The following is a 20,562-nucleotide window of genomic DNA, read 5'->3' as shown; positions in this document are numbered from 1 at the left end:
CCGGGGGCGGATCGAAGCCAGGGCAGGAGGAGAAGCAGACTGAACCGCGTGTACGCCGACCGCGCGCTCCTCGCGCCCGCCAGCGTCCGCGCCAGTCGCCCGAGAAGAAGCGCCTCCACCAGCCCAACGCACGTTTCAATGATGATGAGTTCGCCGTGATCAAGTCCGCCGCCGCCCAGTGCAATCTGTCCGTCGCCGGGTTCCTCGCCCGCTCCGCGCTCGCCGCCGCCCGCGACCTCAACCGCACCAGCGCCGAGATCGCCGACGAACGCGAAGTCATCACAGCCCTGTTCGACAGCCGACGTCGGCTCGGCTGGGCCGGCAGCAATCTCAACCAGGCAGTCAAGGCGCTCAACTCCGGTGCAGACGTTCCTCAGCTCGAAGCGGCCGTCGCCGCCGTACGACGTGCCGCCGACACCGCCCACGAAGCCGCCACACGGCTGATCGAGCACCACGGCTCATGATCCCCAGCGTCAACCCGTCCGGGTCGGACACCAGAGGTCTCCTCTACTACCTCTACGAGACCGGCAAGTACGAGGATCACACCGACCCCCATCTCGTCGCCTCCTTCGACGGCATGTCCCCCGACCCCGGACGCCACCCGAGCGCCACCCTCACAGACCTCCAGCAGCTCCTCGACCAGCCCGTGATGGCTCTCGCCAAGCACGCCCGCCCGGCCAAGCACGTGTGGCACACCTCCGTACGCGCCGACCCCGGCGACCGGATCCTGTCCGACGAGGAGTGGGCCGACATCGCCCGCCGCATCGTCGCCGCCACCGGCATCGACCCCGGCGAGGGACAGCCCGGCTGCCGCTGGGCCGCTGTACGCCACGCCGACGACCACATCCACATCGTCGCCACCCTCGTCACCGAGGACGGCCATCGCCCCGACGACTACCGCTCCGGCGCCCGCGCCCAGGCCGAAGCCCGGCTCATCGAGAAGGAACTCGGCCTCCACCAGGTCGCACCCGGCGACGGCACCGCAGCCCAACGGCCCACCAGCGCCGAACGCCACAAAGCCGAGCGGCAGGGTCGCGAGCGCACCGCCCGCGAGGAACTGCGCGAAACCGTACGACACGCGGTGGCCGGCGCGAGGAGCGACGAGGAGTTCTTCGACCGGCTCGCCACCGCCGGCCTCTTGATCCGCAAGCGCGCCGCTCCCTCTGGCGACCTCCTCGGGTACAAGGTCGCCCTGCCCGAGGACCTGAACAAGGACGGCGAGCCGGTGTTCTACCCCGGCGCGCGCCTGGCCCCCGACCTGTCGCTGCCCCGCATCCGCGAGCGCTGGGCCGGTGACGCGCAGGACGTTCCGGCTGCCCGGCGGGAGGATGCGATCCGTACGGAGCCGGGCAGTCCGGCCGCCGCACGCCGCGGGACGGCCTCGGCCGTGTGGCAGGCCGTGCTCGTCGTCGAGCACGGCGAGGACGCGGTCGCCGCCGCCCACATCGCAGCGGCCGGCGAGGTCCTGGATGCCCTCGCGAAGACCTCCGCCGCCCACACCCGCCGCGAACTGCGCGACGCTGCAACGGCTTTCGAACGGGCCTCGCGCTCTCACGTCCGCGCCGTGCGCGGGCACGATCGAGCCCTGCGGCAGGCCGCCCGCGACCTCGTCCAAAGCGGCCCGGCCCTCGGCCGCGGCGAGGACGGAGCCACCACGGCCATGGCCATCGACATGCTGTTCTTCCTCATCACCGCCGCCGCGCACTGGCACGCCAGGAAGGGGCACGCCCAGCAGGCTGAGGCCGCTACCCGGGCCGGCGCGCACCTGCGCACCGCCTACCAGGCCGCCGCCACCCAGCCCCTAGGCGTGCTCTACCAGCGCGGCCGACGCCTGAGCCGACCGATGCTCCAGCGGCAGACCGTGCTGCTGCGCGAGGCGCTGCCGGAGCTGGCCGAGCAGATCCTCGCCGAACCCGGCTGGTACGCCCTGGCGGCGACCAATGCGGAAGCCGAAGCCGCCGGACACGACGCGGCCGTCCTTCTGTCCGACGTTGCTGGCCGCCGCGAACTCGGCACCGCGGACTCCGTCAGCGACGTGCTCGTGTGGCGGATGCGGCGGACCGCCGATCTGCCCGCCGACGCCTCCCACCTGCCCGAGACCAGCACCGCAGGGCGCCGGTCCGCAACGCGCGGGACGACCACCAGGCCCTCCGCGCCCGGCAGGCAGCGCAGCGGAGAGGACACATCACGTAAGACCCTGTGAGCCCGCCGGGTGCCTCCACGCGGACTCAGTGCATCACCGAGAGAAGGGACAGCGCCACCGCTTCGCCCGCAATCCAGAGCATGGTCGTGCGCCACATCGAACCTCGGTGGCGACCAGGTCCGATGTGGGGGCTGTCGGCATCCGTGCACCCGCAGGGCGGACGGGCATGGCGCAGGTGGGGCGAGTCGAGCCAGTAGGCGTCGCGAAGTTGAGCGGTCGAGGGAGACGATGGCGTGTGATCGGGCACACCCTGGCATGGCCACCCCGGCGCATGGAGACACGCATCGTGGCCAACTCATCCTCTGGGCAGCCGAGAAGCCGAAAACCTCTGCTGACCTGGCCGGAGGTGACTGTGGACTTTGTGAATTGAAACCGCCGGGGGCGTGGGGCACGATCATGAAACGCGCAGGACGAGGTGCTGAGGTAGAGGAGGACGCCGAGGTGTTTCACCGGATACGCCGCAGGGCCAAGGAGCCGAGCGAAGCTCAGAGACAGTTCGCCGAGCTGTACGTGCAGCTGCAGGGCCAAGTCCCGCCCGGCTTCGGAGTGCCGGCGCCTGAGCCGGAGTCCGCCGAGCCAGCCGCCATCGTGGACGACTTCCTCCCGCCGGAACTGCGGGTGCCGAGCCACGACCAGGTCGAAGGCAAGATGATGCCGTGGAAGCAGCCCCTCGTCCTCGACGGCGAGATGGCCGCCTGCACCGAGTGCGGCGCATACAGGGATTGGCTCATCCTCTCCACCCGCGGTGAGATCTGGCTGCGCTGCAGGGCCGGACACCAGCAGCAGGAGACCCGCATCGACACCGCCTGGTACAACCGGCACTCCGGGCCGGCGGACGCGACGCACGCCACGTTCGAGGACTGCCTGCGCCACCTCGGGCACTGACCACCACTCCTACGACCCCACCGGGCCCGCGGGCCCGCACTGACCACCCGTCGCCTAGCACCAAGGGGTCAGTTCCGTCATGCGCGTTCGCGTCGCCACCACCGCACTCGGCATCACCGCCGCCCTCCTCGCTCTGCCCGCCTGCGCCACCGACACCACCGGGGCCAAGCATCAGACCCCCTCCTCCCGTACGGGAAAGCCGGCCGACGCCGTCCAGAAGCCGGCCGCGCTCTCCTCGGCCGCACTCGAGTCCCGCCTGCTCGACCCGCGCGACCTCGGCAGCGGCTACCTTCCCAAGCCGGAGCGTCCGGCCCAGCACGACGACGTCACCGTCATCGGCTGCCCGGCCCTGAGCGAGCTGGGCGGCGACGCGGCGACTGGCGGCCCGCTCGCCTTCCCGCACAAGGCGAAGGCGGACTTCACCTACGGCGGCAGCTCCTCGGAGATCTCCGAGGAGCTGTACAGCGACAGCGCGAAGAAGCTCTCCGACGCCATCGACCGGATCTTCGACGCCATGACCGGCTGCCCGACCTATCAGGTCGTCGTGGGCGGCACCCCGGTCGACGTGACTCCGCAGAACCTGCCCGCACCCCACGTCGGCGGTGACGAGCAGTGGAGCCAACTCCTGACGTTCATCGCCGGGGGACGGAGCACCGTGGTCAAGCAGACCGCGATCCGCGACGGCAACCTGCTGCTGGTCGTCTCCGGCTCCCCGGCCCTGGTCGACCGCCACCTCGACAAGGCTCTCGCCAAGGCCAAGGCAACGAGCTGACCTGCGTGCACGTCACGCTGCTGCCTCCGACCACCGCAGGTCGGGGGCAGCAGTGCGTTACTGGCTGACGCGTTGAGCGGCGCGAGCCGCTTGGCCTGGTACCCAGGCTCGGACCTGGCCGGGCTGGACGTAGAGCACGTTCGGGTTATGACTGTGCGGCCCATAGCCGCTGGAGGCGTTCACGAGCAGGTACGCGCCTGCGGGAACGTGCCAGTTCCAGAACCAGGCGTCCTGCTGCCGCCCGGTGTCGCACCAGGTCACGACTGCTTTGGAGCCACGGCGGCCGTGCTGGTAGACCCGCGTCACCTGGAGGAGTTGCCCCTGCCCGGAGCTGCGGTGCTGCTGAAATGCCTGCCACTGCGCCGCGAGGGCAGCCGTGCGCTTGCGGCGTGAACGGGCCGTCAACCCGATCGTCACGGCGACGATGAGAGCGATGACCATTAAGGCGCTGGGGCTGGGGTGCATTGCCGCATCCTGCTTCGTTCCATCAACAGGCGGCAATTCTTCCTGGCATCGAAGACCGAACGGCCACTTCACCCGCGAAGCAAGAAGGTCCGGCACCCCCAAGTGGGAGGGTGCCGGACTGCGATCGTCGAGAGTTGTGCGCGGGACGTTAGATGGCCGGCGCGCGCAGGAGGCGCTCCTGGGTGGCCTCGGGCAGTACCCGCCGCAGGACCGGTGCGGTCGAGCTGAGGGAGGCGGCGAAGGCGGCGACGAGATCGTACGGGACGCTGGCGGCGAACGATGCCGCCCACAGACACGGTGCGCCGAGCGCGGGCTCGGCCCACGCCTGCCATCCGGCCGGTCCCGTCTCGTCGTCCTCGGCGGACAGGGCCCGCGGGTCAGCGTCCTGGATGAGGGGCGGGACGTCGCCGAGGCTGATGTGCGAGGTGAACGTCGGGTCCGTCGCCGCCGCCTGAGGTTGGTCGATGTCGCGGAACCATCCGTGGGTGGCGACTGCGTCAAGGACCAGCTCGGATCCGGCGAGCGGCACGGCAGGCTGGTCGCTTGCGTCGAGCGCGATGAGGAAGTCGACCACCGCCTCGCCGGGGACGTCACGGGTGAAGTAGGCCGACCACTGGGCGAGCGGGCTGCTCGCCTCGGCTCGGGCGGAGATCTGCCAGGCGATCGGCAGCTCGCCCAGGTGGAACGGCTCGTCCGCCAGGCTCCACTGGGCCCAGCGCAAGGCGTCGGGGCTGATGTGCAGGACGGTGCTGCGCAGGACCTGGCGGTCCTCCGGCGCCTCGTCCGGCTCGTGTCGTCCGCGGACGATCGTCAGGCTCGTCCAGCCCAGGCCGGCGAGCGCGTCGGCGACGACGTCGTAGAGGCGTCCATCGTCACCGGCCAGGTGCCGGGGGCCGACCCAGAACGCGGGTTGGCCGCCGAGCGGGGTGGACGAGTCGGGCGGGAAGTCGGGGTACAGGGGCGCCTCCAAGGGCTCGGTGCGGGTCTAGTTGCCGCCGGCGCGGCGACGGGGGCGGCGCGGGGGCGCCTGGACGGGGCCCTGCCACGTCAGCTCGATGGCGACCTCCGGCGGAAGGTGGCCGAGCTGTGCGTCCGGGTCCGGGCCTTCGGCGAGGTAGACCACGGTCTGGCCGGTCTCGTCGACCGACTGCAGGACCTGCGCCAAGCGGTGCGCCATCGGGGCGAAGGGGTTCATGGCCTGGCGGACCGGAGCACTCCGGTCGCAGCCGGACAACAGGTCGATGAGATCGCCGACGGTCATCTCCGGGGACGTCACGGACAGCCTCCTGGGGTTCGGGGGAAACGGGGGCAGTTGAACGGGCGGGCCTTCGGTACGGCCAGCGCTCACAGGGCGGCACTACGTGTCGGTGTCCGCGCTGTCAGAGGCGGCGTGAGGTCTCCAGCACACTCGCTACGGTGGCGGCGACGATGTCGGCCGGCGTCTCGGTATCGAACGACAGGTGGTAGCCGCGGACCTTGGCGGTTCCGGTGACAGCGATCTTCCATCCCTCGCCATCCGTGCCGGGGCGGCCGAGCGGAAACCAGCCGAGGTAGAACCGGCCGTCCTTGGAGCTGACGTGCACGTCCGCGCGATCATCGACGATCAGGTGGAAGTCCTCGGCGGAGAACTGGTCCATGACCAGGGTCGGCTGACCGGGGCCGAGCTGCCACTCCCGCGGTCGCAGGGCTTCGACGGTGGTGGAAAAACCGGGGCCCGCAGGGGCTACGGTCACGGGCAATCACCTCTCTGACCTGGGGTTTCTTGCAAGGTCGTCTACGTTGACATGCCCTCGCGCCCGTTGGCCAGTCTTTCCGCGATCTTTCCTGTCTGCCCCCGGCGAACTGTGTCCTTTGTCATCCAATCGAGTCGTTTGACAGCGAACCCAGTCGTTTCGGCTTCTCTGACAGTGGACCTAGTCGGAGGGCTGATGCCGTGGGCAACGAGCTCACACTGTGACTTCCGGTTGTTCCGAGCTGAGGTAGTGCACGCGCGTCTGATCGGCGTGGAGCATCAGCAGGCCGTGCAGTTCCTCGGCGGCGAACTTGAGCAGGTGGCCGTCGCGGGTGGCGTGGAGGGTTTCGAGGACGAAGACGACACGGGCGGAGTCCTCGGTGACGCGGGTGCGGTGGGCGTCGCGGTGGTTCCAGTGGCGGGTCAGGACGCCGGTGGTGTCGTCATAGATGATCTCGCCGGGCTTGGGGTTCTCGATGGTGTCGGGTTCGCCGAGCGGGGTGAAGGTCTCGGTTCCGTTCGCGTATCGGATGTTGACATCGCCGGTGAGGTGGTCGAGGTCGAAGGCGCCGGCGGGCAGGCCGTGGCGGACGGATACGGCGTTGTAGGAGTCGACGGCCGGGTTGATCCGCGGCAGCGTCCCCTTCTTGGCCATGCGACGCCCCAGGGCGTCGACGCTCGGGCGGATGCGACGCGGATTGGTACCGAAGGAGCGGTAGGCGGTGTGCCATGCCTCGATGCGCGGGTCGGTCTCGTCTGCGGGCTGCCAGGCCCCCTCGGAGAGTTCCTGCTCCAGCGTCTCCAGGGCGGCGGCGGTGTCGGGCCAGGGCTCATGGCCTCGCAGGCCGGTGGCGGTGACCACGGCGATGAGGGTGTCGGGGAAGGCGTCCGCGACGGCGGGGGCGATGCGGAAGTCGGCCATGGGAAGTGTTCTCCGTTCCTTCGTGCGTGTGGGGCGGGTGGTCAGGGCTTCCAGGGACCGATGCGGTTCAGGCGTCGGCGCTGCTGGTGTGCGGTGGGAGCGTCGAGGCCCTGGCCGCGTTCGGTGAGGTGGTCAGCGACGGCGGCGCGGTGCTCGACGGGCTTGTGGTCGTCGTACTTGAACTTCGCCCGTACGTCGGTGACCTCCAGGCGCAGGCCGCGGATGCCGGGCAGCATCCGGCCGTACGGGGGCTGGCCGGCGGAGATGGGGGCGTGGTCGCCGTCGGTCTGGAAGTGGGCCATCTGGCGGCGCAGCAGCTCGGCCTTGCCCTCGGGGTCGTCGACAATCCTGGCGTGGCAGGTGAACTGGACGGCCGTGTAGTAGCTGGTGGGGACGCCGTCGGCGGGTGGGGTGTCCGGCTTTGCGCGCCAGGGACCGGGGATGAAGGCGTAGTCGCCGAAGACGGTGAACAGGACGTTCGGGTCGTTGTCGATCGCCGTCCAAACCGGGTTGGGGCGGGCGAGGTGGAGCAGGAGGTGGCCGGTTTCGCTGGTGAAGTGGGTGGGGACGGCGACGGGCGCCTGGCCGGGCAGGCCGTTGACGCCGAGGAGGCCGAAGTCGTGGCCTTCTGCGATCCAGGTCTGCCATTCGGCTTCGTCCAGGCCGGCGTCCCAGGGCTGGATGAACATGCTGGTCTCCTTGCAGGGCGGCGGTGTCGGAGGTCTCAGGTGAGGGCGAGGAGGCTGACGGCGACGGCGGCGACGCCCAGGCCGGCGAGCTGTCCGCGGTGGATGCGTTCGGCGAGGACGCTGCGGGCGAGCAGGACGGTGCCGGCCGGGTAGAGGGCGGTGATCACAGCGACGACGGCGAGGTCCCCGCTGCGGGCGGCGAGCAGGAACAGCAGGTTCGCCACCGAGTCCAGCGCGCCGGCTGCGGCCGAGATCGCGTACGCGGGCTTCTCCGTCCCGAGCCTGCGGTACAACAGTCCGGCCGCAGCCAGGGTGACGGCGGAGGAGACCGCCCTCCCGATGATCAGGGGTGCCACGCCGCTGTCGGACGGGGCCTGGTGCAGGAAGATCAACTGGAGGGCGATGGCGGCGCCGGCCCCGAGGGCCAGCAGCAGAGCGGTACGCGACGGGCGGCCTGATCCGGCGCCGTGGCCTGCGCTGACCATCACCACCGCGGCCAGAGCGAGCGGAAGCCCGATCAGGCCGGCGGTGCCCAGGTGCTCGCCCTGGAGCAGGCCCACGCCGACCGGCAGCATGGCCGAGACGAGGGCGGTGACGGGCGAGAGCACGTTCATCGGACCGATCGCCAGGGTGCGGTAGAGCAGGGCGAACGCGGCGGCCGAGGCCACGCCGGAGGCGGCGCCCCAGCCGAGCGCGGCGGGGCTGAACGAAGCGCCGAGTACGGGCCACAACAGCAGCTCGACCGCCAGGCTGGCCGGCGCGGCGACCATTACAGTGCGGAGCACGTGGGCCTTGCGGGCGCCCAGACCGCCGAGGAAGTCGGCGCATCCGTAGGTCAGTGAGCTGCCCAGGGCCAGCAGTAGAGCTATCACGAGACGATCCCTTACGGTTACAGTGGAACGACTAAACCGTACAACGGAACGACCGCACTCTGTCAACCGAACGACCGAGTGGCACATTCCACTGACCGACCGATGGGGATGGTGATCAGGTGACCGAGACAGAGGCGGCCCTGCGCACGCTCGCGCACAACGTCCGCTCAGCTCGCACACGCGCCGGCCTGTCCCTGGACGAACTCGGCCGCCGGGCCAAGGTCAGCAAGGGGGCTCTGGTCGGGCTGGAGAAGGCGCAGGGAAATCCGAACTTCGCGACCCTGGTCCGGCTGGCCGACACGCTGGGCGTCTCGGTCTCCGCCCTGATGGAAGGTCCGGCCGAAGGGCGCGTCCGCGTGGTGTCGGCCAGCGGCGTGATGCCGCTGTGGGCGGGCGAACGCGGCAGCGAGGCCCGGCTCATGCTGACGACCTCGGGCCCCGCTCCGGTCGAGGTGTGGCGCTGGCGTCTCGAGCCGGGCGACGAGTACCCCAGCCACCCCCACCAGACCGGTGTCGTCGAGACTGTCAGCGTCATTGCAGGGCGCATGGTCCTGGTCGTCGACGGCGCGGAGCACCCCGTCGAAGCCGGACAGACCGCCACGTTCGAAGGCGATGTCACCCACACCTATCGCGGGGAGGGTGACGAGACCTGTCATCTGATCATGACCGTCCATCTGCCGCCTGGGCCCGCATCCGCAGTCTGATCCGTCCGCGGATGGCACTCACTCCGCTCGCCCTGGACGACTGGGTTCGTTGTCAATCGCCTTGATTGGATATCAAAGGACACCTTTGGCATCCAATCGAGGTGTTTGACAGCGAACTCAGTCGTTTCGGCCTTTCTGGCAGTGAATCTAGTCGGAGGGGTGAGCACGTTGGGGGTGTCGAATGTCGGTATCGACAGGGGTGGAGAGCACTGCCCCGTACGTCGAGGTGTCGTGTCGAGTGGACGACAAGCGCGGGACTAAGCGGCGTCGTCCGTTGCTGGACTGCGCGACGGTCAGGTTCGAAGACGCGGTGCCGGTCCGGCCGTTTCGGTGGTCGTGGGGTGGGCGCCATTTCCCCGGGTGGTACTGGGCGGCGACGACAGGACAGCACGTCGGTTTCGAGTCGTGGTTGGAGCGGGACCGGCTGGTGCTCATGGACTTCGATCCTGCGGTGGTGGGCATGGCGTCCCATGCCGTTCTGGCTGCACTGGCACGACGGGGAACGTGAGCGTCGGCATGCCCCGGACTTCTTCGTGCGCCGGGTCGATGGCTCGGCGGCGGTCGTCGATGTCCGCGCCGACGACTGGATCGCTCCGCGGGACGCCGAAGCGTTCGACCTGACGCGCCGGGCCTGCGCGGAAGTTGGGTGGAGATTCGAGCGGGTGGGGACGCCGGAGCCAGTGCTCCTGGCGAATGTCCGGTGGCTGTCGCGCTACCGGCACCCCCGCTGCCGACGGGAGCCGGTCGCAGCTCGGCTGTTGGAGGTCTTCTCGCAGCCGGGGCCGCTGATGGCCGGGGCTGATGCAGCCGGCGACCGGCTCGCGACGTTGCCCGTGTTGTTCCACCTCTTGTGGAAGTACGAGGTGTCGGCCCAGCAGATGGACATCGAACTGCTCGGGCCGCGTACGGTCGTGCGTCGGGCTGGCGGGAGTGCCGGATGACGAGCGAGGAGCGTCGGGTCCCGCCGACGGCGCGGATCGCGGAGTTCCCTAAGAGGGCTGCTGAACAGGCCCGTTGGTGGGAAACACACGTCGTGGAGGTGCTCCACGGATTGCCGCCGGATGCTCCCCACGGGGCAGTGCCGCGACCGGAGTTCGACCCTCGGCAACGTTGCCTGGCTGAGCGGGAGCGGGCCAAGGCCGCCGAGCTGACGGCAGCGGGCCATCGGATGACGGCCAGTGGAATCAAGCAGCGGCGCCAGCGTTATCAGCGCGACGGGCTGGTCGGGCTGGCGGACGGGCGGTCGGCCAAGAAGCTGCCGGACTTCGGCCAGATTTCCCCGTTGGTGGTCGAGGCAATGAGGCAGGCGATCGCCGAGACGACCGATGCCTCCTCGAGGACGGTTCGGTTCACCATCTGGCGGACGAAGGAGATCCTGGCGTCCCGCGACGACGCCGACGGCATCGCATTGCCCACGGAGCGCACGCTTTATCGGCTGTTCGACAAGTTGGCGGTCGGCACGCACGCGACCGGTTCGGCGAGGACACGGCGCTCGTTGCTGGCCCGTCCGGCCGGCCCGTTTGGGGAAGTCCCCGCTATTGCGCCGGGCGAGCTGATGCAGATCGACTCCACTCCGTTGGACGTTTTGGTACGGCTGGATGACGGCATCGCGGAGAAGGTCGAGTTGACGGCGCTGGTCGACATCGCGTCTAGGTCGATCACGGCGGCAGTGCTGCGTCCGACGACGAAGGCGGCCGACGCCTCCGCCCTCCTGGCCCGCAGCATCACACCGGAGGCGATGCGGCCGGGCTGGCCGCAGGCGCTGCGGATGTCCCGGTCGGTCCTGCCGCACCGGCGGCTACTGGCCCTGGACAAGCGGTTGGAGCAGGCGGCGGCGCGGCCGGTGATCGTGCCGGAGACGGTCGTTTGCGATCACGGCAAGGTGTTCATCTCGCACAACTTCCGTGCCTCCTGCCGCTTCTTGGGCGTCTCGCTGCAGCCGACGCACAAGGCGTCGCCCTTCGAGAAGGGCGTGATCGAGAAGACGCTGGGATCGGTGGCAACGCTGTTCGCGCAGTTCGTCGCGGGGTACACCGGCCGCTCGGTGGAGCGCCGTGGCCGGCATGTGGAGGACGGACCGCTGTGGTCCTTGCCCGAGCTGCAGGACCTGCTGGACGAGTGGATCGTCACGATCTGGCAGAACCGGCCACACGATGCGCTGCGCGATCCCAGCGCACCGAAGCGGGCGTTCTCGCCGAACGAGAAGTACGCGATGCTGCTGGAGTCGTGCGGTTACGTTCCGGCCCCGTTGAGCGGTGAGGACTACGTCGAGTTGCTGCCGGAGCGGTGGCACGCGATCAACTCCTACGGCATCCGGATCAAGTACCGCACCTACGACGGCCCGGAGTTGAACCCGCTGCGCCGTCAGCACTCCGGGGTCGCGGAGAGGAAGGGCTTGTGGGAGGTCCACTACGACCCCTACGACATCTCGCGGATCTGGGTACGCGACCGCCGAGGTGAGAGGGACCGGTGGATCACCGTGTTCTGGCGGCACCTTCACCGTGTCGGCGTCCCGTTCGGCGAAATGGCCTGGGACCACGCCCGCCAGCAGAATCCGAACGGCAGCGAAACCCAGATCGCGGAAGCGGCAGCGGACCTGCTCAAGCGCGCCCACAATGGCCCTGTCGGCGAGGAGCGCCCTCCGGCCAAACGGCCAAGGAAGGATCGCCGGGTCGCAGCCCGCACCCGAGCGACCGCCCCGAGCCGGGAGATCCCTGATCCACCGGCCGAGAGCGAGCCCAGGGACGAGGACACGGCGGACTCCGCGCTGGCGGAGGTCATCCCACTGGGCCTGTTTGACCCCCTGGCCGATCCTTGGAGGCGCACGTGACCATCTCCAAACCGGCGGCCCGCCGCACCGTGCTGCAGGAGACCGACGTCGAGGCCGACCGGCAGCTGAACACGTTGACGGGGTGGGGCAAGTTCATCGACGGCCCACCCGCTCCCCCCGTCTTGGCGTCGCGCAGTGCTCGGCAGCAGATGAACCCACCCGAGCGGGATCTCTATGAGGAGTCCCGCCTTGACCATCACGCTCGGATGCTCACCGTCGCCACCTCATTCATCGAGCGGACGGCGATCTGCGGCCGTCGTCTGGTGCTGCTGAACCGGCACGCGATCAGCGCCCGTCGCGGGCTGATCGTCTCCGGCCCGGCGGGAACCGGAAAAACCATCGCCATCACGCAGTTGGGGCGCTCCCATGAACTCCTGGACCGGGCCCGGCACCCCCATGCCACAGACCGGATCCCGGTCGTCTATGTCACCGTCCCGCCCGCCGCGACCGCCCGCATGATCGCGACCGAGTTCGCACGCTTCCTGGGCCTGCCGGTGCGGGCCCGCTCGAACATGACGGACATCATCGAGGCCGTCGTCGGTGTTTGCACCGACACCCGCACCGCTCTGGTGCTGGTCGACGAACTCCATAACATCTCGCTCACCAGCCGCCACGGCGCCGAAGTCGCCGACACCCTCAAGTACTTCTCTGAACGCCTGCCCGCCACCTTTGTCTTTGCCGGCATCGACATCGACGAATCCGGGCTGCTGTCCGGGACACGCGGTGCCCAGATCGCTGGCCGCTTCACCCTGATCCCCTCCCGGCCCTTCCCCTACAACAGTGAATGGAAGGGCCTGGTCGCCACCATGGAAGACACCTTGCGGCTGCACGAACACCGTTCCGGCACACTCACCGACCTGGACCGCTTCCTGCACAACCACACCGGCGGCATGATCGGATCTCTCTCCCACGCCATCCGCGGAGCCGCCCTCGACGCCATTCTCACCGGCACCGAGAAGATCACCAAGAAGAGCCTCCAGGCCATTCCGCTCGACCACACCGCCCACACCACGGCGTCGATGGCCACGAAGACCGCTACGTCCCGATGAAGAGCGAACTGCCGCCCCGGTACGCGCCGCTGCCGGTCCGACTCCGCCCCTGCCTCGGGGAATCCGCCAACTCTTACATCCGGCGCCTGGCTCGCGCCAACCATCTCCAGCCCAGCTTCCTGCACTGCTACCTCTGCGGCCCACCGCAGTGGTTCGGCAGGCCGCTAAAACCTCGCCACCGCCGCCGGCCGCTCGCCCGAAGCACTCGAACGCGCCCTCGCCGACGCCAACTCCCTGGGCGGCATCAACAGATCACGCCGACGCTTACCGAGGAGAAATCCCTTCGCCTGGCACCAGGACCTGGCCCAACGCATCGCCCTAGACGCCCGCAAAGGCACCCAAATCCGCACGCTCGCCAAGCGCTACAACCTCCGCTCCTGGGACGTTCGCTTCGCCCTGGAGACACCACGCCTGACCACATCAGAGACGGGGCCGCTGACCGAACCCGTCACGGGCGTACTCGCCGACACGGTCGAGAGCATGATCGGCAGAGGTCTCAATGGAAGGCAGATCTGGGCAGAACTCATGGACCACCACGAGTACTCGATAACTTACGGCTCGATCCGCCACTACATCCGTTACGCGCGACCTCGGACGAGGACTGCGCAAGCAGACGAACGGTAGACCAACGGATCGGCCTTCCCGCTGACGTCCAACCCCGTCCGTGGCCTACCCTCTGGCCCCGAGCCGGAAGCAGCCGCCAGCCGAGCCCAGGGCGAGGCAGGCGAGCCTACGCGGTGACTGGGTCCGTGGCCGTGGTGTCGTCGTCGAAGGTCATCTCCGGAGCGGGCCGGCGGAAGCCCTTGGTCAGGACGGCCAGGTAGACGACGCCGATCGCCAGCCAGACGCCGCCGATCTGGAGCGCCACATGACCGAGCTTCGTGAGCAGGTAGAGGGAGACGGCAACGCCGACGGCCGGCATCACCAGGTACGAGAAGAAGTTGAGGGAGCGACCCTGCCTGCGCTCGCGAACCAGGTGGGCGATCACGCAGACGTTCACCAGGGTGAAGCCGAGGAAGGCGCCGAAGTTGATGAATGAGGTGGCTGTGGTCAGGTCGAGTTTCATGGCGAGGACGCCTGCGGCCGCGGTCAGCAGCAGGTTGAAAACGGGCGTGCCGGTCTTCTTCGACAGGTTGCCGAAGACGGCCTTGGGCAGTGCACCGTCGCGTCCCATGACGTACATGAGGCGGGCGGCGGAGGCTTGCAGGGCGATACAGGAGGCGATGGATCCGGCGATGGTGACGAAGTTGATGATCTCGGCGTAGGTCTTCCCTCCGACCTGCACCTTCAGGTGGTAGGCGGCCGCGTCGACGTCGGCGAACTTCGCGCCGGGGTGGACCAGTTGCATCACGAAGGACAGCACGATGAAGATCGCTCCGGCGGCGATGACGCAGCCGATGATGCCGCGGCCGATCGTCTTCGCCCCGCCCCTGGCCTCCTCCCCCAGCGTGGAGACGGCGTCGAAGCCGAGGAAGGAGTACGCGGCGATGGCGGCGGCCGCCGTGACCGCGCTGATCGACGTGCCGGAGTTCCACAGGGCGTCCGTGGCCGGCGCGGAGGAGCCGTGCTTGCCGAGGAAGACGACACACAGGGTCGCGAAGAGGACCAGCGATCCCAGGGCGATGAACATCAGGACCTTGTTGACGCGGTCCGCGAGCTTCATGCCGAAGACATTGACGGCGGTGGTGACACCCACCGAGACGATCAGCCAGACCCACTTGGGCACTTCGGGGAACTGGGCGTGGAAGTAGATCGCCGTGATCAGCCAGCCGACCATCGGGATGAAGAAGTAGTCGAGCAGCATCGCCCAGCCGGACAGGAAGCCGATGCGGCCGTCGAGCATCCTGCGGGCGTACGTGTAGACCGACCCCGCACCGGGCACGGCGCGCGCCATCTTCGCGTAACTCAGCCCCGTGAGCAGCATCGCGACGGTGGCGATGGCGAACGCGGTCGGGGCCGCGCCGCCGCTGGTGGCGGCGACCACGCCGAACATCGTGACGACGATGCCCGGGGAGATGTAGGCCAGGCCGAACAGGACGACGGACAGCAGGCTGAGGTCGCCCTTCAGTCTCATCGTGCTCTCTGTGGTCTCGCTGTTCAACATCGTGGCTCCTCGGTGGAGTGGGCGGGGTTCCAGGTGGCGGGGTCGATGCGACCCCCGTACAGCGGGAGTTCAAGGGCCGGGTCGCCGGGACGGAACTGCTCCCAGACCCGGTTGAGACCGGCGGTGCCGTAGCGGCGGACGTTGCCGACCTCGTCGAGGTCGATCACGTCGGTCAGGGTGGAGTCGCCGGCGTCGACGGTTTCGGCGCGCACCGTGCCCTGCGGATCGATGACGAGGCTGCGGCCGACCCCGGAGGGGGCGGCGGCGTTGACACCGGCGACGAAGACCTGATTGGTGATGGCGTTGGCGCGGCTGAGGACGACTTCCTGAGCGCGGTCGCTCGTCGACGTGCGGACCACATTGACGATCAGCTCGGCGCCCATCCAGGCCAGATGGCGGGAGACCTCCGGGAACCAGGTGTCGTAGCAGATGGACAGTCCGATGCGGCCGACCCCGGCGAGGTCGACGACCTCGAACCGGTTGCCGGGTGTGGTCGTCTCGTACGGGCGCCACGGGAAGACCTTGCGGTAGGCGGCGAGGCGCTCACCCCGGGGTGAATAGACCGGTGCCGTGTTGTGGACGCGGTCGCCGGTGCCTCGCTCGTAGACGGTGCCGGGCACCAGCCAGATACCCAGATCCCCCGCGAGCTCGGCGAAGGCCGCATCGCGTTTGCCGTCGAGCGGCTCGGCGGCCTCCTGTGGGGCGGCCGGGACGCCGGGGGCGCTCTCGCCGAGGTGCAGTTCGGGGTAGACGACGAGGGCGCCGGGCGCGCGCAGTTTCACGCGCCGCTCCACGTCGGCGGCAAAGCCCGCGAGGTCGTCGGCCGGGCGGCCGGGCGCCTGGGCGAGGATCAGGGGCAGGGGGCGGGCCATGCGGGAACACCAGCCAATCGAAGGAACTGTTCGAGGAGAAGTCGACGGAGATTCGGGCGCCGATCACCCGAAATTCCGGTGGGACAAGAATGCGGCGAGTCAGCCATAGCCTCAAATACTTGAAAGGGGTGGCTACCATGCCTCTGAGGCATGAAGGTGTCATGCCTCCTCCATCTCCCGAGGGGCCCCCGCCATGGAACTCCGAGTGCTGCGCTACTTCCTGACCATCGTGGAGACCGGTTCGGTCACCAGGGCCGCCGAGGTGGTCCGCGTCGCCCAGCCCTCGCTGTCGCGCCAACTGCGCGGCCTGGAAGGCACCTTGGGGATGACGCTCTTCGACCGCGGCGGCAAGCAGATGGTCCTGACGGCGGCCGGCCTGCGCTTCCTGCCCCTGGCCCGCGACCTGGTCGCCCGCGCGGACGCCGCCGAGGCCGCGGTCGGTGCGCTGGCCGCCGGTCGTGCCATGCGGATCACCGTGGCGGCGCCGCCCACCACCATCACCGACGTGATCGCGCCGTTCCTGGCCACCTGGGGGCCGGAGGATCCGCTCGTCACTGTGCAGGCGGAGAGTCCGGCACGTGCGTACCAGGCCCTTGCGAGGGGCGCCGACGTCGCCATCTCCTCGTCACCTCCGAGGCGCCGATTCGCCGGGCTCCCGGTGGCCCGCCTGCCGCTGTGGGCCTACGTCCGTGCCGACCACGCCTGGGCGGACCGGGACCGCGTCACCATCGGGGAACTCGCCGCGGAGCCCCTCATCGTCCTCACCCCGGCGCACGGCACGCGCCGCATCCTCGACCACGCCGTGCAGGAGGCGGACGCCTCGTACGACATCGTGCTCGAATGCGACACCCCGCACGTCGCACAGGCCATGACGGCTTCGGGCCACGGCATCGCGGTGGTCTCCGACGACGCCCGCTTCGACCTGCACCCATTGCTGATCCTCGACAGCGAAGGCGACCCGCTGCAGATCCACCTGCACGCGGCATGGGACTCCGGCCACTACGCGCTGCACAGCATCGAGACATTCGCGGCCGGGCTGTCGCGCTTTTGTGTCGAGCGGTACGGGCCACAGGTCGCCGACCGCCTGTGACGGAGAGCTGGAGGTATGCCCGGCAGGCAGCCTGACCAGATCGGGCAAGCATTGGACGGCGGCCCCGGCGCACCTCACGATGCGGCGATATCCCGCACCGGTTGCCAGCCCGAGAGGCTGGCGCAGCTACTCGCGGGCCGCGCGCAGAACGGCAGCCACGGCCTCGGGAACGCAGGCGGGCACGACCAGGTCCTCAACGAGGTGCGCATGGCATTTCTCTCAAGACGTCACAGACAGGCACGTATCGTCCCGGAGCTTGACGACGCTGCCCTCAGCCGGCTGCTGAAGTCCCTCCGGGCGACGACAAGTACGGGCACGATCGCGACGACGGATCTGTACATGGCCCAGACATCCCGCCTCCTGGACCAAAGCCGGGCCGACTGGGACCGTCGCACCCACCAGCTTTCCGTGCTGGCGTACAGCCTGGCCGAATCGCACGGGCCCCGTGCCTGGGCCACTCGTGAGCCGCGCAACGCGAGCGCGCTCGTCCTCTCTGCATGGGCACAGCTCGAACGTGGACGCTCCCACGGACGCCCGCAGGGCGCAGCCGGCATCGCAGACAGCTGTCTGCGCGCCGCCGAACTGGCACCGGAGGACCCCACTCCCTGGGTGGTCCTGCTGGGTCTGTCACGGCTGGAGCGCCGCAGCCAGCCGGAAGTGTTCGGTCTGTGGCACGAGATACTGACCCGCGACCGCTGGAACCGCGAGGCGCACCTGAGCATGCTGCGCTATCTGGGGCCGGAGGAGATGGGATCACGCGTCCAGGTACTGGACTTCGTCGACGCGCTCCGCGCCCTCACGCCCGCGAACGCTCCCTGCGCGGCCACCGAACTCACCGCCCAGGTTCTGCAGTACCAGTCCGTCCTCGCCCGCGGCGGAGTCGAGGCGCTGATGGCCCGCACCCACTGGTCCCACGCGTCCGCCGCCCAGGCCCTCGACCGTGCGGCACACACCTGGGCCCGGCCCGGGTTCTTCCACCACGCGGCAGCCGTCGCCGACCTGAACCTGCTGGCCTACGCGCTCATGGCCGCCGAGCGGCGCGGCCAGGCCCGCCCGGTCTTCGAGGCGATCAACGGTACGGTCGCGGCCTGGCCCTGGAGCGCCGGAGGCGACCCGGTGTCCGAGTTCGAGAAGGCACGGATCAGGAGCGGGACCGGCGCGTGAGTTGCGGGGCCTTGCCCCTCGGCACAGCGGGCGGACAGCCCTTGACGGCAGAGGAACGTGGGAGGAGCCCGGCAGGCGCCGGGCCCCTCCCACGAGTCGCCAGTGGGGGCATCAACCGCGGATGATGTTCCCGGCCTCTTGGTCCTACTGGCCAAGGGCACTGGACACCCGCGCATCACGCAATCGAGCAGAGGGATGCAGAGGCCCAGGCTCCATTATCGGCCGCCGACTCCGATCCCGATGATGGCGAACCGGGTGCCGTGATGCGGCACTTCCCGCGCATTGTTGGACGCGACCTTGTCGCCCGCCGTCTATGGTGACGTCGTCCCGGTCTCGAAGCCGCCGTTGCCGAGCAGCCAGTCGGCTGCCTCAACCGGCTCCGCCTGCGGCGGGCAGCTTGTACGCCTGCGCGGCCGCCGCCGACCAGCCGAATTCGTCGTTGTCGCTGAAGTAGTAGTACGTGGCGCCGTTGGGCAGCATCGCCGCGGTGATGCCGCCGAAGCCGGACATGAACGGCACGTACACCGGGCTGGTGAACACCGGGTCGTCCGCCGAGGTGAACTGCCGCGCCCACAGGCCGTCCTGGTACTGGTAGGTCTTGCCGGTCGCGTCGGCGGTCGTGGTGAGGCCGCGGTTCGCCGGGTTCTGCTGCATCGCGTCGGCGAGCATAGTCGGGTCGAGCTTCTGCACGCCGTCGATCTTCCCGCCGTCGGCGTTCAGAAACCGGCTGACCTTGGCGATGTCGTCCTGCGTGTAGAACAGGCCGTACCCGCCGAACGGCTGCGCGGTGGCGCTGTTGTCGGTGCGCTCGGTGGCCAGCACGTCCGGGCTCAGGTGCAGCGGGACCAACACCTGGTCGCGGATCCAGCGGTAGACGTCGCTGCCGGCGCCGGCCTTGGACACCAGGTAGTTCTGCATCGCCCGAGCCAGCACGAATGTGTCGGAGGAGTGGTAGACCCACTTCGTGCCGGGCGCGGCGGATTGCGGGAAGGCCAGCGCGGCGGTCATCTTCGGCCCGTACGCCTCGGCGTCGAAGAACGCCGTCATGCTGCTGCCGGACTCGTCGGACTCGAAGGCGCTGGAGGAGTAGTTGCCGGTGGCCATGTTCGCGGTGTCCTGGAACGTGACGCCGCTCCAGGCGGAGGTGTCCGCCTCGCCGACCCAGTCGCGGATCAGCTGCGACGGCACGGACGAGCCGTAGACCTGCGTCAGCCGCATCAGCACGATGCCGGCGAACATCGTCTTGGCCAGCGAGTACGACGGCAGCACCATCTGATTGCAGTACGGGTACGCGCCCTGCCGGGTCTGGCACGCACCGACGTAGTTCACCCCGCCGTAGGACACGCCGTACGTGCTCAGCGCCGAGGGGGTGACGCCGCTACCGAACGCGCTGGTGTCGATGCCGGCGTTCGGGTAGTCGGTGCTCAGCGCGCTGATCGGCTTGGTCGGGATGCGGTGGGCGACCTCGGCGGCGTACGCGTTCTTGAGGTCGGCGTCACCGGTCACGGTGTGTCGGGAGTAGGCCGCGCCGACCTGGCCCCACATGTCGAACTGGAAGTACTCGCAAGTCTCGTGCGTGATCTGGTAGCGGACCTGGGAGATCGTGCTGCCGTCGAAGAGGAAGGTCAGTAGGCCGTTGTGCACGCAGTTGGCGTTGCGCTCGACCAGCGCGAAGGGCAGCGAGACGCGAGTGCGGCCACCGTCGCCGTTCTCGTTCCAGGCGCGGCCGCCCCCGACGATCAGGTTCCAGTACGCGCTCCCGGTGATCTGCAGGCCGCGGACGGCAGGGATGACGTGGCTGCCGTTCTGCACGAGATCGATGCTCACCGGCGGCAGGTGCTTGAGCGCGGCGGTGGCCGCGTAGTGGTAGGTATCCTTGACGTTGCGGAAACGGCCAGCGGTAGCCACGCCGTTGAGCGTCAGGGTGCCCTCGAAGGTGTGCGTCGGAGCGGCGCCGGCCGCGGGCAGCGCGAAGGCGTCGTTTGTGACGGTGCCGGTGGCCGCGCCGCTGGTCAGGTCGGCGGCAGTCAGCACGGACCTGGTCACGGCGCCGCTGCCAGTGAGCGGATCACCGGGTACGGCGGTCGCGGCGTACGCAGGTCTCGCCGTCAGCGGTGAGAACGGCACGAGGACCAGGGACAGTAGAAGGAGGGCCAACACGGCACAGCGGCGCCGGGCGTACAGGAGGGACACGGTGAACTCCTCGGGA

General features: G+C 69.4%; 20 protein-coding genes. 10 read left to right on the top strand and 10 right to left on the bottom strand.

The features are described 5' to 3' along the window. Positions 1 to 155 precede the first annotated feature (155 nt). The 4 genes from OG199_RS36015 (at position 156) to OG199_RS36000 (ending at position 3,860) form a co-directional block, all read left to right on the top strand. On the top strand, positions 156 to 464 hold the full coding sequence (locus OG199_RS36015; RefSeq protein WP_102912502.1) for a mobilization protein: 309 nt from the start codon (positions 156 to 158) through the stop codon (positions 462 to 464). Then, positions 461 to 2,203 carry a relaxase/mobilization nuclease domain-containing protein gene (locus tag OG199_RS36010; RefSeq protein ID WP_405832984.1) on the top strand — a complete coding sequence of 581 codons (1,743 nt, stop codon included), beginning with the start codon at positions 461 to 463 and terminating at the stop codon, positions 2,201 to 2,203. Before OG199_RS36015 ends, OG199_RS36010 begins: the two co-directional genes overlap by 4 nt. Positions 2,204 to 2,644: 441 nt before the next feature. Continuing rightward, positions 2,645 to 3,088: a hypothetical protein gene (locus OG199_RS36005; RefSeq protein ID WP_356927535.1), complete on the top strand. Its 444-nt coding sequence runs from the start codon at positions 2,645 to 2,647 to the stop codon at positions 3,086 to 3,088. A 79-nt stretch (positions 3,089 to 3,167) separates the two neighbouring features. Continuing rightward, complete coding sequence (locus tag OG199_RS36000) at positions 3,168 to 3,860, top strand: hypothetical protein (protein ID WP_405832982.1); 693 nt, start codon at positions 3,168 to 3,170, stop codon at positions 3,858 to 3,860. Between the two features lie 57 nt (positions 3,861 to 3,917). On the opposite strand, the gene OG199_RS35995 is transcribed toward OG199_RS36000, so the two are convergent. The 7 genes from OG199_RS35995 to OG199_RS35965 all read right to left on the bottom strand — a co-directional run bounded on the left by OG199_RS35995 (position 3,918) and on the right by OG199_RS35965 (position 8,540). Then, a complete protein-coding gene (locus OG199_RS35995) occupies positions 3,918 to 4,277 on the bottom strand; it encodes a hypothetical protein (RefSeq protein WP_359120551.1) in 360 nt (119 codons plus the stop codon). Between the two features lie 196 nt (positions 4,278 to 4,473). Continuing rightward, complete coding sequence (locus tag OG199_RS35990; RefSeq protein WP_277312425.1) at positions 4,474 to 5,295, bottom strand: DUF317 domain-containing protein; 822 nt, start codon at positions 5,293 to 5,295, stop codon at positions 4,474 to 4,476. A gap of 15 nt (positions 5,296 to 5,310) precedes the next feature. Beyond that, a complete protein-coding gene (locus OG199_RS35985) occupies positions 5,311 to 5,601 on the bottom strand; it encodes a hypothetical protein (RefSeq protein WP_107454353.1) in 291 nt (96 codons plus the stop codon). Between the two features lie 103 nt (positions 5,602 to 5,704). Beyond that, positions 5,705 to 6,058 carry a DUF317 domain-containing protein gene (locus OG199_RS35980; RefSeq protein ID WP_277312424.1) on the bottom strand — a complete coding sequence of 118 codons (354 nt, stop codon included), beginning with the start codon at positions 6,056 to 6,058 and terminating at the stop codon, positions 5,705 to 5,707. A gap of 213 nt (positions 6,059 to 6,271) precedes the next feature. Continuing rightward, positions 6,272 to 6,979, bottom strand: a complete 708-nt coding sequence (locus tag OG199_RS35975) for a B3/4 domain-containing protein (protein ID WP_207315678.1) — start codon at positions 6,977 to 6,979, stop codon at positions 6,272 to 6,274. 41 nt (positions 6,980 to 7,020) lie between these two features. After that, positions 7,021 to 7,668: an FMN-binding negative transcriptional regulator gene (locus OG199_RS35970; protein ID WP_207315677.1), complete on the bottom strand. Its 648-nt coding sequence runs from the start codon at positions 7,666 to 7,668 to the stop codon at positions 7,021 to 7,023. A 35-nt stretch (positions 7,669 to 7,703) separates the two neighbouring features. Continuing rightward, complete coding sequence (locus OG199_RS35965) at positions 7,704 to 8,540, bottom strand: EamA family transporter (protein WP_405832979.1); 837 nt, start codon at positions 8,538 to 8,540, stop codon at positions 7,704 to 7,706. 119 nt (positions 8,541 to 8,659) lie between these two features. On the opposite strand from OG199_RS35965, the gene OG199_RS35960 reads away from it, so the two are divergent. From OG199_RS35960 to OG199_RS35945, 4 genes are all read left to right on the top strand, one after another. Next, a complete protein-coding gene (locus OG199_RS35960) occupies positions 8,660 to 9,244 on the top strand; it encodes an XRE family transcriptional regulator (RefSeq protein WP_207315675.1) in 585 nt (194 codons plus the stop codon). Positions 9,245 to 9,714: 470 nt separating this feature from the next. Continuing rightward, a complete protein-coding gene (locus OG199_RS35955) occupies positions 9,715 to 10,185 on the top strand; it encodes a TnsA-like heteromeric transposase endonuclease subunit (RefSeq protein WP_372446661.1) in 471 nt (156 codons plus the stop codon). Between the two features lie 356 nt (positions 10,186 to 10,541). Continuing rightward, entirely contained in the window at positions 10,542 to 12,074 is a 1,533-nt protein-coding gene (locus OG199_RS35950) for a Mu transposase C-terminal domain-containing protein (RefSeq protein ID WP_405834775.1), read from the top strand. After that, positions 12,071 to 13,123 (top strand): TniB family NTP-binding protein, encoded by a 1,053-nt coding sequence (locus OG199_RS35945; protein WP_277312421.1) that lies wholly within the window; start codon positions 12,071 to 12,073, stop codon positions 13,121 to 13,123. The genes OG199_RS35950 and OG199_RS35945 overlap by 4 nt, the downstream gene beginning before the upstream one ends. A 730-nt stretch (positions 13,124 to 13,853) precedes the next feature. On the opposite strand, the gene OG199_RS35940 is transcribed toward OG199_RS35945, so the two are convergent. Continuing rightward, positions 13,854 to 15,227, bottom strand: coding sequence for an APC family permease (locus OG199_RS35940; RefSeq protein ID WP_242643853.1), 1,374 nt, complete (start codon positions 15,225 to 15,227; stop codon positions 13,854 to 13,856). Continuing rightward, entirely contained in the window at positions 15,221 to 16,099 is an 879-nt protein-coding gene (locus OG199_RS35935; RefSeq protein ID WP_207315672.1) for a carbon-nitrogen hydrolase family protein, read from the bottom strand. The genes OG199_RS35940 and OG199_RS35935 overlap by 7 nt, the downstream gene beginning before the upstream one ends. A 193-nt stretch (positions 16,100 to 16,292) precedes the next feature. Here OG199_RS35935 and OG199_RS35930 point away from each other — a divergent pair, with 193 nt between their 5' ends. Continuing rightward, complete coding sequence (locus OG199_RS35930) at positions 16,293 to 17,189, top strand: LysR family transcriptional regulator (RefSeq protein WP_207315671.1); 897 nt, start codon at positions 16,293 to 16,295, stop codon at positions 17,187 to 17,189. Between the two features lie 339 nt (positions 17,190 to 17,528). Continuing rightward, positions 17,529 to 18,353, top strand: a complete 825-nt coding sequence (locus tag OG199_RS35925) for a hypothetical protein (protein WP_277312419.1) — start codon at positions 17,529 to 17,531, stop codon at positions 18,351 to 18,353. 369 nt (positions 18,354 to 18,722) lie between these two features. On the opposite strand, the gene OG199_RS35920 is transcribed toward OG199_RS35925, so the two are convergent. Further along, positions 18,723 to 20,546: a hypothetical protein gene (locus tag OG199_RS35920; RefSeq protein ID WP_277312418.1), complete on the bottom strand. Its 1,824-nt coding sequence runs from the start codon at positions 20,544 to 20,546 to the stop codon at positions 18,723 to 18,725. Positions 20,547 to 20,562 lie beyond the last annotated feature (16 nt).

This window comes from Streptomyces sp. NBC_01176 (assembly GCF_045039825.1).
Classification (GTDB): domain Bacteria; phylum Actinomycetota; class Actinomycetes; order Streptomycetales; family Streptomycetaceae; genus Streptomyces.
The sequence above is the reverse complement of the archived record's forward strand: the minus strand, read 5'-3'. Positions and strand labels throughout refer to the sequence as shown.